The following is a 13,858-nucleotide window of genomic DNA, read 5'->3' on the forward strand; positions in this document are numbered from 1 at the left end:
CGTGCGGCAGGAGAGCTTGACGGCGTTGACGTCGCTGACGAACGGTGACGCTTCGAGGAAGTCGTCGAGGGTGCCACGCGTGACCATCTCGCACCGGCACACGGTCGTGTCCCGTCCGGCGAGGTCGCCGAGCGCCTCGCGGGCCGGCTCGAACATCCGCTGCACCACGGTGGAGAAGCGTGACGCCGTGCGGATGCCGCGTTCCGCCTCGGCCAGGGCCGTGGAGGACACGTCGCGGCCGAGGTCGGCGGCGATCGCCAGGGCCGCCAACGAGCCCTCGGCACGGGACTGGTCGGCGCCCGCGACGCCCGTGGGCTCGCCCGCGACGAAGACCTCCGGGACGGAGGTGCGCAGCCGGGCGTCGTGCGAGACGACCCAGCCGCCCTTCGGGGAGTCGTACACGAGGTCGCAGCCGATCTGGCGGGCCAGCTCCGTGGAGGCGGAGAAGCCGTACCCCAGCACCAGATGGGAGGCGTCCACCTCGCGGGACGGGCCGGTCGCCTTCCACCGCCGGTCGACGCGGGCCAGCTCCACCCGGCTGACGTGGTCCTCGCCACGGGCGGCCGTCACGACGGTCCGGGACGAGACCCGTACGCCGTTGCGGACCAGCCGCGCCAGGATCCCGCCGGTCTCCGCGAGCATCCGTACATGACCGGGCACCGCGCCCACCGCGTGGAGCAGGTCCGTCGGCTTCGGGATGTTCTGCGCGAACGCGACCTCGCGCACCCGCACACCCTCGCGGACGAGCAGGTCGGCCACGAGCAGCAGCAGCGGATGGGCGCCGGCCAGCACCACGTCGCCGACGGGTGCGGTCTTCTGCGCCTTGACGAGCGTCTGGACGGCGCCGGCGGTCATGACGCCCGGCAGCGTCCAGCCGGGGAAGGCGACGGGGAGGTCGTACGCGCCGGTGGCGATCAGCAGGCGGCGCGCGCCGATCACGCGCGTGCCGTCCTGCGGATGGTTGACCGCCAGGCACAGGCCGCCGGGCAGCGCGTCGTCGTACAGCACACCGATCGCGGACCAGCCGAACTCGGTCGTCAGCCGCTCGTCCGCCTCGAAGCGCCGGATGAGCCCGGTGGCCCAGCCGTAGCCCGCGGTGGGACGCAGGACGCTCCCGGTGAAGGTCTCCGGCGGCTGGCGGAAGATCTGCCCGCCCGCCCGCTGCTGTTCGTCGACGACGACGACCTTCAGCCCGTGATCGGCCGCGGTGAGAGCCGCCGACATGCCTGCCGGGCCCGCGCCGACGATCGCGAGGTCGAAGACCACGGCCTGCCCGGTCCCGGTCCGTGCGGTCCCCTCCTGCCCCATCACAGCCTCCTCGACGTCTCGACGACCAGGCCGTCGCGGACCGGGACGAGACAGGTGCGGGTCAGCGGGCGGCCGTCCACGGTGGCGGCGCACTCGAAGCACGTCCCCATGTTGCACAGCGGCGCCCGGGGCGTCCCGGCGCGGTCCCGCTCGAACGGGGCGCCCGCGGCGAGCATGGCCGCGGCGACCGTCTCACCCGTGCAGGCGGGTACCGGTTCGTCGTCCACGACGACGGTCACGGCGGCGCCGCGCCGACGCGCCGTACGACGCCAGGTGTCGTCCCTGGTCATGGGGTGCTCCCTTCCGTGAAGCGGGCCGGATCGTACGGGGTGAGGTCGATGTCGGGCGAGCCTCCGGCGAGCAGCCCGGTCAGTACCCGCGCGAAGCTCGGCCCCAGGGTGAACGCCGACCCGCCGGTGGCGACGAACACGCCCGGCGCGTCCCTGACCGCACCCACGAGGGGGAGCTGGTCGGGGGCGACCGTCGTCGTGCCGACCCAGCTGCGCACGGCGGGCACCCGTTCCAGCGCGGGTACGGCGTTCACCGCCGCGCGGGCGTTGCCGGCGATCGACCGGGGGATCAGCTGGTGCTTGCGGTCGAACTGCGGGACGCCGTCCGCGTCCCGCATGAGCCGCGCGGGCCACCCCCCGCCGATGAGCACCGTCTTGTCGAGTGACTGCTTGAGCGACAGGCGGGCGCCCGCGTGCTGGACGAGGTGGGGGATGAAGGAGGGGACCTTGGAGGTGACCGTCATGGTCAGGGCGAGCGGGACGGTGGGCAGTTCGGCACCGAAGACCCGGCCCAGCTCGGTCGTCCACACACCGGCGGCGAGCACGACCGCGGCCGTCCGGACGGTGCGCGTCCGTACCTCTCCCGTGCGGTCCGTCTCCCGGAGGGTGACGTCCCACCCGGCCGGCGTGCGATGCGCGCCGACCAGGCGGGAGCGCGCGCACACCCTCGCCCCGGCCGCGACGGCGGCGCGGCCGACCGCCGGAGCGGCGATGCGGGCGTCGGCCTTGCCCTCCAGCGCGCTGAGGTTGGCCGCGACGACGTCCCGGGAGAGGTACGGCGCGACGGTGTCCAGCTCGGAGCGGTCGAGGGTGCGCACGTCGAGGCCCCAGGAGCGTTCCAGCTCGGCCTTGAACTCCAGCATCCCGACCTGGTCCGCGTTCTCGGCGACCATGAGCCCGCCCGTCTGGCGCACGCCGAGGGACTCGCCGACCTCGTCCTCCAGGCGGGCCCACATCGCGGCGGCGTCGAGGTGCAGCGGCATGGCCTCGGCCGCGACCCGCGCGGCCTCCTCACCGGCTTCGACCATCCGGTACTCCACGGCTTCGACCATCCGGTACTCCAGCTGGAAGTGGAGGCTGCCGGCGTTCTGCCCGGAGGCGTGCTGGTTCACCTGGTCCTTGTCGGCCAGCAGCACGCGCGCGCCGTCGCGTGCCGCCATCCAGGCCGTGAGGCAGCCGAGCAGTCCGCCGCCGACGACCACGACGTCGTACCGCTCAGACATCGGTGAGGGCGACCGTCTCGATGCCGAGTTCACGCAGCGTCGCCTCGACGCGGGCGACCTCCTCCCGGGTGAGTTCGAGCAGCGGCGCCCGTACGAACCCCGCGGGGATGCCGCGCAGGCGCAGCGCGGTCTTGATGATCGCCTGCTGGTTGCCGAACTGCACGCCGTAGTCGGGGCGGAACCACGCGTCCATGTAGACGCGGTCCTTCCGGCCCAGCCGGATCGCGCGCTCCCGGTCTCCGGCGTCCACGGCGTTCCAGAAGTCGGCCTGGTCCCGGCCGAGGATGCCGCCCGTCCCCATCAGCCCGTCGCCGTGGCCGAGTATCGCGAGGTCGGCGCCGAGGGCGTTGGTCGGCAGGCCGAAGTACCGCACCTGGCCCTCCAGCGCGTACATCCCCGCGAGGAAGTTCGCGAAGTCCCCCGTGGAGTTCTTGACGGCCACGACGTTCTCGATCCCGGCGAGTTCGCCCAGCAGGTCGACGTCCATGTCCACCACGCAGCCGCGCGGCCAGTTGTACACGGTCATCGGGATGTCGGTGGCGTCACTCACCGCCTGGTAGAAGGCGACGATCTCCTTCCTGTTGGGCACGACGTAGGGCGGCGGGGTGAGCAGGATGCCGTCGAGGCCGACCGCCTGTGCGGCGCGGGCGTGGGTGATCGCCTCGTGCGGGGTGAAGGCGTTGCAGGCGCCGAGGACGGGGAAGGCGGCGCTGCGGTGCTCGGCGCCCGCCGCGAACAGGTCGGCGCGTTCCCGTGCCGACATGGCGAACCACTCGCCGCTGGTCCCGGCCAGGATCGCGCCCTGGACGCCCTCGTCGGCGAGCCAGGCCAGCTGTACGTGCAGGGCGTCGAGGTCGAGCGCTCCGTCGCGGGTGAAGGGGGTGGTGACGGCGGGGATGTAGCCGCGCCAGTCGACTGTGTTGCGGTCCATGTGTGTGCTCCAGCCTCGTCCGGTGGGGGTTTGCGGTACGTGCCACGGCGGTCCAGGCCGTGACCGGCGTGCTCTCGGGTCGTGTCAGACCGTGGCCGGGGTGTTCTCCGGCTGCTTCAGCTCGGCGCCGTCGGGGCCCTCGAAACGGCGGCCCCAACCGGTGACGGCCGCGAGGACCATGACGACGGTGAGGACGAGCGGGTAGAGCATCGCGACGAAGATCTCCGTCGTGGCCAGTGCGGGAACGCCCTCGATCCCGGTCGTGAGCTGTGCGCCGATGAAGAGGTAGGCGCTGAGGACGGGCACGATGGAGGCGATCCCCATCGCGAAGCAGTCCATGACGACGGCCCGGCGGTAGGGGTGCAGGCCGACGCGGGCGCCGAGCTTGTCGGCGACGGGGCCGAAGGTGAGCATGGCGGCCGAGTTCACACCGCCGAACAGCAGCGTGGTGCCCGAGATGCCCATACCGATCGCCAGCTCCGCGCCGCGCGGGGTCCGCGACAGGCGGCTGCCGGTCAGCGCGCTCACCAGCCAGTCGAGGATGCCCGCCTCGGTCAGCACGCCCATGATGCCGAACACGGTGACCACCAGGGCGATCACGCTGAGCATGCTGCCGACGCCCGCGACCAGGAAGCCGGTCGGGGCCCCGTCCGAGACGCCGACGACGCCGTCCAGGGACAGGAGTCCCGAGGCGAGTCCGGTGACGATGCCGGACACCAGTCCGACGGTGACCGCCTTGAAGATGTCGCGGGTCCGCAGCGCCACCACGAGCATCAGCGCCACCGGGACGAGCATCACGAGGGCGAGCGGGTCGGACGCCTCCCGGAGGAGCTGCTGGGACTGGGCGGTGTCGCCGGAACGGCCGGACGCCCCCAGTGCGAAGAACCCGACGGCCGCCACGGCCGCCGCGGTGAACGCGAACCGGGCGCGGCTGCGCACGACTCCGGCGATGTCCGCGGTCCCGTCCTTCCGCCGGAAGGACTGGGTCGAGGACGAGATGACGGTCGTGTCGGAGATCGGTGCGACGTTGTCACCGAAGATCGCGCCGGAGATGATCGCGGCCGCGAGGAACGCGGGCTCGGCCCCGAGGAGTACGCCCGCCGGGTAGAAGATCGGGAACGCCGTGAACATCGTGCCGATGGACGACGCCGTGGACATCGAGATGACGCACACCGCGACGAACGTGAAGAGCGTGAAGGTGCCGCCGCCGACGCCGAGGAACTCGGCGAGCCACACGAACCCGCCCGAGACGTTGGTCTCCTTGATCAGCGCGGACATCAGCCCCACGCAGAAGAGGATCATCACGATCGTCACCGCCGTGGAGGACCCGATGCCCCGGGTCACGGCGGACCAGTACGTGGAGTACGACCTGGCGAACACCGCACCGACCAGCAGCGCGACGACGCCTCCCGCGGCCAGCGCGGTCATGTCGAACGTCTTGAACACGACGAAGAAGACGATGCAGAAGGCGAGGAAGACGGCCACCGGCAGGAACGCCAGGGGTCTTCCTCCACGAAACACCAGGGGCCTGTCGTCGCTCATGGCGATGAACCTCTCTCCACAACGTTGGGGACAGCCGATGTGTACTTATTTACGTTGGTACACAACAGTGCACAGTCCGTCCCTGTCAAGGGTTGACATGAAGGACAAAAGCTGCCTCTTCCCTGGGGAGATGCGCGGTCGCCGTTCACCATCGTGTACGAGAGTGCGCACCCCTCCGCTAATCTGAACGCGTGATGGGAGATCAGCTACGCACCCTGCGGGCGGAGGCGGGACTGAGCCTCCGCGACCTCGCGGCGCAGACCGGCCTGTCGGCGACCCTGCTCAGCCAGGTGGAGCGGGGCGTCCGCGAGCCGAGCCTCAAGACGCTGCGTGCCCTGAGTACCGTCTTCGGCCCGTCCACCGCTTCGCTGTTCCACGGGCAGAGCCCGCTCACCGCCCACCACAGCCGCCCCGGTGAACGCTCCCGGCTGGTGATGCCGAAGGGGCACGTGCAGTACGAGCGCCTGACCCCGGGCAACGGCCAGCTCGAAGTGCTGCTCGGCACGCTGGAACCCGGTCAGTCCTCCGGTGAGGAGCAGTGGAGCCACGTCGCGGTCGAGTGCGCGTACGTCATCAGCGGTACGGTCACCGTGCACCTCGCCGACCAGCGCTTCGAGCTCCAGGCGGGCGAAGCCCTGACCTTCGACGCCGCCCGGCCCCACCGCTACACCAACACCGGCACCGAAGCCGCGACCTACCTGGCGTCGGTGACACCCCCCACGCCGTGACGGGCGCGCCCCCACCGGCCACTTTGCGGGGGTGCGGGCCACCCCCGCGCGGACCGGCCACCTTCCCCTGCGCGTACGTGCGCCGGGGCCCGGCCGGGCGCTGTCACCCCCGCCCGATACCGTCGGACCCATGTCCCACACCGCCGTGCTCGAAGGCGTCCTGGAGCGGATCACCTACGCCAACGAGGAGAACGGGTACACCGTCGCCCGCGTCGACACCGGCCGCGGGAGCAACGACCTGCTCACCGTCGTCGGGTCGCTGCTGGGCGCGCAGCCCGGCGAGTCCCTGCGGATGGAGGGGCGTTGGGCCTCGCACCCGCAGTTCGGCAAGCAGTTCCAGGTCGACAACTACACGACGGTCCTCCCGGCCACGATCCAGGGCATCCGCCGCTACCTCGGCTCCGGCCTGATCAAGGGAATCGGACCGGTGATGGCCGACCGCATCACCACCCACTTCGGCGTGGACACCCTCGACGTCATCGAGCAGCACCCGAAGCGGCTCGTCGAGGTGCCCGGGCTCGGCCCGAAGCGGACGAAGATGATCGCCGCCGCCTGGGAGGAGCAGAAGGCGATCAAGGAGGTCATGGTCTTCCTCCAGGGCGTGGGCGTCTCGACCTCCATCGCCGTCCGCATCTACAAGAAGTACGGGGACGCCTCCATCTCCGTCGTGAAGAACCAGCCCTACCGGCTGGCCGCGGACGTCTGGGGCATCGGCTTCCTCACCGCCGACCGCATCGCCCAGGCAGTCGGCATCCCGCACGACAGCCCGGAGCGGGTCAAGGCCGGCCTCCAGTACGCGCTGTCCCAGTCCACCGACCAGGGGCACTGCTTCCTCCCCGAGGAACGGCTCATCGCGGACGGGGTCAAGCTGCTCCAGGTCGACACGGGGCTCGTCATCGAGTGCCTGGCCGAACTGGCCGAGGACCCGGAGGGCGTCGTACGGGAGAAGGTCCCCGGCCCCGAGGACGGGCAGCCCGTCACCGCCGTGTACCTGGTGCCCTTCCACCGCGCCGAGATCTCCCTCGCCGCCCAGGTGCAGCGCCTGCTGCACACCCCGGAGGACCGCATGCCGGCCTTCCGGGACGTGGACTGGGACAAGGCGCTCTCCTGGCTCGGACGGCGTACGGGCGCGAAGCTCGCGCCCGAGCAGGAGGCCGCCGTCCGGCTCGCGCTCAGCCGTAAGGTCGCCGTCCTGACCGGGGGGCCGGGGTGCGGGAAGTCCTTCACCGTCCGGTCCGTCGTGGAGCTGGCCCGCGCCAAGAAGGCCAAGGTGGTGCTGGCCGCACCCACCGGCCGGGCGGCGAAGCGCCTCTCGGAGCTGACCGGTGCCGAGGCGTCCACCGTGCACCGGCTGCTGGAGCTGAAGCCCGGCGGCGACGCCGCCTACGACCGGGAACGACCGCTGGACGCCGATCTGGTGGTCGTCGACGAGGCGTCGATGCTCGATCTGCTGCTCGCCAACAAGCTCGTCAAGGCCGTGGCACCCGGTGCCCACCTCCTCCTGGTCGGCGACGTGGACCAGCTGCCGTCGGTCGGCGCGGGGGAGGTGCTGCGCGACCTGCTGGCGAAGGACGGCCCGGTGCCCTCCGTCCGGCTGACCACGATCTTCCGCCAGGCCCAGCAGTCGGGGGTCGTCACCAACGCCCACCGCATCAACGCGGGCGTCCCGCCGGTCACCCGGGGACTGAGCGACTTCTTCCTGTTCGTGGAGGACGAGACGGAGGACGCCGGTGTGCTCGCCGTGGACGTCGCGGCCCGCCGCATCCCCGCCAAGTTCGGCCTGAATCCCCGCCGTGACGTGCAGGTACTCGCCCCGATGCACCGGGGCCCGGCGGGCGCCGGCCATCTGAACGGCCTCCTCCAGCAGGCCATCACCCCGGGCCGCCCGGACCTGCCGGAGAAGCGGTTCGGCGGCCGGGTCTTCCGGGTCGGCGACAAGGTCACCCAGATCCGGAACAACTACGAGAAGGGCGAGAACGGCGTCTTCAACGGCACGGTCGGCGTCGTCACCGCCCTCGACGCGGACGAGCAGGCGCTGACCGTCCTCACGGACGAGGACGAGGAGATCCGGTACGACTTCGACGAGCTCGACGAGCTGTCCCACGCCTACGCCATGACGATCCACCGCTCCCAGGGCAGCGAGTACCCGGCGGTCGTCGTCCCGGTCACCACCAGCGCCTGGATGATGCTCCAGCGGAACCTGCTGTACACGGCGGTGACCAGGGCGAAGAAGCTCGTCGTCCTGGTCGGCTCGCGCAAGGCGATCGGGCAGGCCGTCCGCACGGTTTCCGCCGGCAGACGCTGTACGGGACTGGCTTTCCGGCTGCGCGGAGGCGGCGCAGGAGACTTCGCGGAAAAATGATCGATCAAAACGGTGGGAAACATCACTACGCCCTTCCGGAACCGGAAGAGAGGGGGCAGGATGAGAAAGTTGGCGGCACTCAGTGCCGTCGGTAGGTCCAATGGACGACCCCGAGTGCACTCTCCTGAGCCAAATGGGGGAGGGTGGAGACAGTCAGGGCACCTCGAAGAAGAGGCACTACGTCGGTGAGGGATGACGTGAGCGAGCACACCAACAACGCTGTAGTACTGCGGTACGGCGATGACGAGTACACCTACCCGGTGATCGACAGCACCGTCGGCGACAAGGGCTTCGACATCGGGAAGCTCCGGGCCCATACGGGCCTGGTCACGCTGGACAGCGGATACGGCAACACCGCCGCCTATAAATCCGCCGTCACCTACCTCGACGGCGAACAGGGCATCCTGCGCTACCGCGGCTACCCGATCGAGCAGCTCGCCGAGAGCTCGACGTTCCTCGAGGTCGCCTACACGCTGATCAACGGCGACCTTCCCAAGGTCGACGAGCTGGCGGCGTTCAAGAACGAGATCACCCAGCACACGCTGCTGCACGAGGACGTCAAGCGCTTCTTCGACGGCTTCCCGCGCGACGCCCACCCGATGGCCATGCTGTCCTCGGTCGTCAGCGCGCTGTCCACCTTCTACCAGGACAGCCACAACCCGTTCGACGAGGAGCAGCGCCACCTCTCGACGATCCGTCTGCTGGCCAAGCTCCCGACGATCGCCGCGTACGCGTACAAGAAGTCGATCGGTCACCCGTTCGTCTACCCGAGCAACGACCTCGGCTACGTCGAGAACTTCCTGCGCATGACCTTCTCGGTCCCGGCCCAGGAGTACGTGCCGGACCCGATCGTCGTCTCCGCGCTGGAGAAGCTCCTCATCCTGCACGCGGACCACGAGCAGAACTGCTCGACCTCCACCGTGCGCCTGGTCGGCTCCTCGCAGGCCAACATGTTCGCCTCCATCTCCGCCGGCATCTCCGCGCTGTGGGGCCCCCTGCACGGTGGCGCCAACCAGTCGGTGCTGGAGATGCTGGAGGGCATCCAGGCCAACGGCGGCGACGTCGACTCCTTCATCCAGAAGGTCAAGAACAAGGAGGACGGCGTCCGCCTGATGGGCTTCGGCCACCGGGTGTACAAGTCCTTCGACCCGCGCGCCAAGATCATCAAGGCCGCGGCCCACGACGTGCTGTCCTCGCTCGGCAAGTCCGACGAACTGCTGGACATCGCGCTCAAGCTGGAGGAGCACGCGCTCTCCGACGACTACTTCGTCTCGCGCAACCTCTACCCCAACGTGGACTTCTACACGGGTCTGATCTACCGGGCCATGGGCTTCCCGAGCGAGATGTTCACCGTGCTCTTCGCGCTCGGCCGCCTCCCCGGCTGGATCGCCCAGTGGCACGAGATGATCAAGGAGCCGGGTTCCCGCATCGGCCGCCCGCGCCAGATCTACACCGGCGAGGTCCTGCGCGACTTCGTCCCGGTCGAGAGCCGCTGAGGCCCGACCACCGGTTCCGCCCCGGCGGAGCCACGTACCGACCGGGCCTCCGGGGCCCACTGCCTTCGCCCCGCGTACCGCGCTCGCCCGTCGAGCGCGGTGTACGGGGCGATTCGGCGTTCTGCGGGCGGTCCGGGCGCCGCTCTTCGGCGGCGGACCGCGCGGCGTGCAAGCGAGAAGCGCCCCACCCGCCGATCCCCCCACGGGTCGACGGACGGGGCGCTTCCCATATCCCGGAGCGGATTCCCCCCACGGGATCCGGCCGGGCGTCCAAGGGGAGCCGAAGCTCCCGGGTGTTGCGTGGTGCCTGTTCAGTTCGGTCCTGCGGTGCGATCTGCCGGGGTACGTACGCACGGGAGGGCCGCTCAAAGCTCCCCGGTGCACGTGCCCCGGCCAACGCTTGCCCGGAGCGTCCCCCAAGACACTCCGTCGGACGTCCCCCAAGACATCCTTGGCATCGCACTCTTAGACTCACCAACCCGCCAGATGGTTACCCTCGAATCGGTGTGATCTAAGTCTCTTTGTAGGAATTATGTGAAGGAGCGCAGCCGCAGGCTGTTCGTCACGACGAAGACCGACGAAAACGCCATCGCCGCACCCGCGATCATCGGGCTGAGCAGCCCGAAAGCAGCCAGGGGCAGGGCGGCCACGTTGTAACCGAAGGCCCAGAAGAGGTTGCTTCTGATGGTCGACAGCGTACGCCTCGACAACCGGATGGCGTCAGCGGCCACCTTGAGATCTCCACGAACCAGCGTCAGGTCGCCCGCCTCGATCGCCGCGTCGGTGCCGGTGCCCATCGACAGGCCGAGATCGGCCACGGCGAGCGCCGCCGCGTCGTTGACGCCGTCACCGACCATGGCGACCGACCGGCCCTCGGCCTGGAGGCGGCGGACGACGTCCACCTTGTCCTCGGGCATGACCTCCGCGTACACCTCTTCGATCCCGACCGCGCGGGCCACGGCGTCCGCGACGGCCTGGTTGTCGCCGGTGAGCAGGATCGGCCGCAGGCCGAGGGCGCGTAGCTCCGCGACCGCCTCCGCGCTGCTGTCCTTCACCGCGTCGGCCACCTCCAGCACCCCTCTGGCCTCGCCGTCCCAGGCGACCGCGATCGCGGTGCGCCCCTGGCCCGCGGCCTCGGTGAGGGCGTCGGACAGGGAGGACGGCAGGGTGATCCCCGCGTCGGCGAGCAGCTTCGGGCGGCCGGCGAGCACCTCGTGCCCCTCGACGCTCCCGCGCACCCCGAGCCCGGGGACGTTGGCGAACGACCCGGTCGGGGGCAGCGCCCCGCCGGTGCGGTCGGCGGCCCCGGCGGCGACGGCCTGGGCGATCGGGTGCTCGGAGGCGTACTCCAGGGCGCCCGCGAGCCGCAGCACGTCGGCCTCGCTCGTGCCGGTGGCGGTGTGCACGGCGCCCAGGGTCATACGGCCGGTGGTGACCGTGCCCGTCTTGTCCAGGACGATCGTGTCCGCCCGGCGCGTGGTCTCCAGGACCTCGGGGCCCTTGATGAGGATGCCGAGCTGCGCGCCGCGCCCGGTGCCGACCATCAGGGCGGTGGGTGTGGCGAGTCCGAGGGCGCACGGGCAGGCGATGATCAGGACGGCGACGGCCGCGGTGAACGACCCGGTGAGGTCGCCGGTGACGAGGAGCCAGGTGACGAGCGTGACCAGGGCGATCAGCAGGACCACCGGGACGAAGACGGCGGAGATGCGGTCCGCGAGGCGCTGGGCGGCGGCCTTGCCGCTCTGGGCGTCCTCGACGAGCTTCGCCATCCGGGCCAGCTGGGTGTCCGCCCCGACCCGGGTGGCCTCGACGACCAGCCGCCCCGAGACGTTGAGCGTGGCCCCGGCGACGAAGTCGCCCGGAGCGGTGTCCACCGGTACGGACTCCCCGGTGAGCATCGAGGCGTCCACGGCGGACGAGCCCTCCACCACGGTGCCGTCCGTCGCGATCTTCTCGCCGGGCCGGACGACGAAGTGGTCCCCGACGGCGAGCCGGCCCACCGGGACGCGCGTCTCCCGGCCGTCGCGCAGGACCGTCACGTCCTTGGCGCCCAGGTGCATCAGGGCGCGCAGCGCGGAACCGGCCTGCCGCTTGGACCGGCCCTCCAGGTAACGGCCGAGCAGGAGGAAGGAGATGACCCCGGCCGCGACCTCCAGATAGATGGTGGAGGAGGGGTCGGAACGGGAGGCGGTGAACTCGAACCCGTGCCGCATCCCCGGCATGCCCGCGTGGCCGAGGAACAGCGCCCACAGCGACCAGCCGAACGCGGCGAGGGTCCCCACCGACACCAGGGTGTCCATCGTCGCGGCGCCGTGCCTGAGGTTCGTCCAGGTGGCGCGGTGGAAGGGCAGCCCGCCCCAGACGACCACGGGAGCGGCGAGGGTGAGGGAGAGCCACTGCCAGTTGTCGAACTGGAGGACGGGCACCATCGCCATCAGGATGACGGGCACGGCGAGCGTCACGGAGACCAGTAGGCGCTGCCGCAGCGCGGCCAGCGCCTCGGTGGCGCCGCGGTCGGCCGTGTCCTCATCGGGGGCGCGGTCGTCCTCGGCGCCGCCGGGCCCGTCGTCGGCGGTGCTGACGGGGGACCCCGTCGCGCCGGGGCCGGGAGCGGGGCCGGCCGGTGGAGGTGCCGGGGCCGCCCGGGGGACGGGCTGCGCGGTGTAGCCGGTCCGCTCGACCGTGGCGACGAGGTCGTCGAGGGTCGTTCCGGCGGCGAACCGGACGCGCGCCTTCTCGGTGGCGTAGTTGACGGTGGCGGTGGTGACGCCGTCCATCCGGTTGAGTTTCTTCTCGACGCGGGCCGCGCACGAGGCGCAGGTCATCCCGCCGATCGTCAGCTCGGCCTCGGAGGTCTCCGCCGCCGGGGCTTCGGCTGTGGTGGTGCCGGCCATGTCCGGACTCCTGGGTGAATGCGGATCGGGCCGCCCCCTCACCGGGAGGTCCGCTCACGCGGAGCCGCCTGATGACGGAACCGGCCCGACGGGGTGGTCAGATGCGGTGTGCGGTCCGGGTGGGGGACCTCGCCGCCGGGGACCGGGTGGGGGTCCGGGCGTCTCAGGCCCGGCCCACCAGCGCGTAGCCGGCCTCGTCCACCGCGGTGCGCACGGCGTCCTCGGACAGCGGGGCGGCGGAGGTGACGGTCACCCGGCCGCTCGACGCCTCGGCCTTGACGGAGGTGACCCCCGCCAGCTCGGAGATCTCCTCGGACACGGCGCCTTCGCAGTGGCCGCAGGTCATGCCCTTCACCTCGTACACCGTGGTGACGCCGCCGGCCGGGGCGTCCGCCGCCCCGTCCTGGCAGGAGCCGGTGGACGAGCAGCAGGAGCCGGCGGCGGTTTCGGGGGTCTCGGTCTCGGCGGTCATGTCGTTCTCCTCTTCGCGGGTACGCGGGCACGGGACGTGAGGGGCCACCGGGACGGCCGGTGCGCCCTCACACTCTCCACACTATACCCCTAGGGGGTATGGATGTCGTGTGGCGTCGCCCCGGTCGGCCGTGCGCGGGGGGTGGGTCCGGGTGGCCGTACGTCATGGCCTGCGCGTCGGGGGCGGGCACGTCGACGGCCCGGGGCGGGCCCGAGCGGCCACGGAGTGCGGGGTGGGCGTGGCAGGCCGGGCGGATGCGGCAGGTGCGTGCGGGTGGGCCGGGGAGAGCACCGAGGGCGAGTGCCGAGGGCGAGTGCCGGGGTGGGGCGCCGGGCCGGGGCAGACGGGGCCGATGTGGATCGCCGTGCGGCAGGAGCTCGGCCGGGAGGGCCGCGCCCTGGGGCCCCGGGCCCGGGGTGTCCCGCCCCTCCACGGTGCAGCCCGGATCGGCGGTGGGGCGGTGGGGGCGCTCTCCCGGTCCGCTCTCCCGCCGCGCCCCGGGGCGGCGCCCTCCCGCGCGGGCCCGAGCGCAAGCGGCCGGACGGTGCCGCGCGCGATCGGACGGCGCCGCGAGCGACCGGGCGGGCCGGCGGGAGCCGGGTGGGTCAGGCC

The 13,858-nt window shown here is 71.7% G+C and carries 10 protein-coding genes; 3 read left to right on the top strand and 7 right to left on the bottom strand.

The genetic code is table 11. The annotated features are described in order from the left end of the window. From IH13_RS0116460 to IH13_RS0116480, 5 genes are all read right to left on the bottom strand, one after another. A partial coding sequence (locus IH13_RS0116460) for an FAD-dependent oxidoreductase (RefSeq protein ID WP_051835857.1) occupies positions 1–1,308 on the bottom strand: 1,308 nt, incomplete at its 3' end. Next, positions 1,308–1,598 (bottom strand): 2Fe-2S iron-sulfur cluster-binding protein, encoded by a 291-nt coding sequence (locus tag IH13_RS0116465; protein WP_031085129.1) that lies wholly within the window; start codon positions 1,596–1,598, stop codon positions 1,308–1,310. The genes IH13_RS0116465 and IH13_RS0116460, both read right to left, overlap by 1 nt. Continuing rightward, positions 1,595–2,821 (bottom strand): NAD(P)/FAD-dependent oxidoreductase, encoded by a 1,227-nt coding sequence (locus tag IH13_RS0116470; protein ID WP_031085131.1) that lies wholly within the window; start codon positions 2,819–2,821, stop codon positions 1,595–1,597. The genes IH13_RS0116465 and IH13_RS0116470 overlap by 4 nt, the downstream gene beginning before the upstream one ends. Further along, positions 2,814–3,752, bottom strand: a complete 939-nt coding sequence (locus IH13_RS0116475; protein ID WP_031085133.1) for a dihydrodipicolinate synthase family protein — start codon at positions 3,750–3,752, stop codon at positions 2,814–2,816. Before IH13_RS0116475 ends, IH13_RS0116470 begins: the two co-directional genes overlap by 8 nt. A gap of 84 nt (positions 3,753–3,836) precedes the next feature. Continuing rightward, positions 3,837–5,294 carry a Na+/H+ antiporter NhaC family protein gene (locus IH13_RS0116480; protein ID WP_031085135.1) on the bottom strand — a complete coding sequence of 486 codons (1,458 nt, stop codon included), beginning with the start codon at positions 5,292–5,294 and terminating at the stop codon, positions 3,837–3,839. 194 nt (positions 5,295–5,488) lie between these two features. Between IH13_RS0116480 and IH13_RS0116485 the strand changes: the two genes are divergently transcribed. From IH13_RS0116485 to IH13_RS0116495, 3 genes are all read left to right on the top strand, one after another. Then, the gene (locus tag IH13_RS0116485) at positions 5,489–6,022 is read left to right on the top strand and encodes a helix-turn-helix domain-containing protein (RefSeq protein ID WP_051835858.1); all 534 of its coding nucleotides are present in this window, start codon (positions 5,489–5,491) and stop codon (positions 6,020–6,022) included. Positions 6,023–6,152: 130 nt separating this feature from the next. Next, a complete protein-coding gene (locus IH13_RS0116490) occupies positions 6,153–8,384 on the top strand; it encodes an SF1B family DNA helicase RecD2 (RefSeq protein ID WP_031085138.1) in 2,232 nt (743 codons plus the stop codon). Between the two features lie 197 nt (positions 8,385–8,581). Next, on the top strand, positions 8,582–9,880 hold the full coding sequence (locus IH13_RS0116495; protein ID WP_031085140.1) for a citrate synthase: 1,299 nt from the start codon (positions 8,582–8,584) through the stop codon (positions 9,878–9,880). Between the two features lie 530 nt (positions 9,881–10,410). Here the strand turns inward: IH13_RS0116495 and IH13_RS0116500 are convergent. Together IH13_RS0116500 and IH13_RS0116505 are read right to left on the bottom strand one after the other, a co-directional pair. Further along, positions 10,411–12,774, bottom strand: coding sequence for a heavy metal translocating P-type ATPase (locus IH13_RS0116500; RefSeq protein ID WP_031085141.1), 2,364 nt, complete (start codon positions 12,772–12,774; stop codon positions 10,411–10,413). 163 nt (positions 12,775–12,937) lie between these two features. Further along, positions 12,938–13,246 (bottom strand): heavy-metal-associated domain-containing protein, encoded by a 309-nt coding sequence (locus IH13_RS0116505; RefSeq protein ID WP_031085143.1) that lies wholly within the window; start codon positions 13,244–13,246, stop codon positions 12,938–12,940. Between the last annotated feature and the right edge of the window lie 612 nt (positions 13,247–13,858).

The sequence above is a fragment of the Streptomyces sp. NRRL WC-3549 genome (assembly GCF_000721935.1).
Lineage (GTDB): Bacteria > Actinomycetota > Actinomycetes > Streptomycetales > Streptomycetaceae > Streptomyces.

What these genes read in the sequence shown, in the direction of transcription:
- IH13_RS0116465 (WP_031085129.1), bottom strand. Translation starts at nt 1,598, where the DNA reads ATGACCAGGGACGACACCTGGCGTCGTACGGCGCGTCGGCGCGGCGCC.
- IH13_RS0116470 (WP_031085131.1), bottom strand. Translation starts at nt 2,821, where the DNA reads ATGTCTGAGCGGTACGACGTCGTGGTCGTCGGCGGCGGACTGCTCGGC.
- IH13_RS0116475 (WP_031085133.1), bottom strand. Translation starts at nt 3,752, where the DNA reads ATGGACCGCAACACAGTCGACTGGCGCGGCTACATCCCCGCCGTCACC.
- IH13_RS0116480 (WP_031085135.1), bottom strand. Translation starts at nt 5,294, where the DNA reads ATGAGCGACGACAGGCCCCTGGTGTTTCGTGGAGGAAGACCCCTGGCG.
- IH13_RS0116485 (WP_051835858.1), top strand. Translation starts at nt 5,489, where the DNA reads ATGGGAGATCAGCTACGCACCCTGCGGGCGGAGGCGGGACTGAGCCTC.
- IH13_RS0116490 (WP_031085138.1), top strand. Translation starts at nt 6,153, where the DNA reads ATGTCCCACACCGCCGTGCTCGAAGGCGTCCTGGAGCGGATCACCTAC.
- IH13_RS0116500 (WP_031085141.1), bottom strand. Translation starts at nt 12,774, where the DNA reads ATGGCCGGCACCACCACAGCCGAAGCCCCGGCGGCGGAGACCTCCGAG.
- IH13_RS0116505 (WP_031085143.1), bottom strand. Translation starts at nt 13,246, where the DNA reads ATGACCGCCGAGACCGAGACCCCCGAAACCGCCGCCGGCTCCTGCTGC.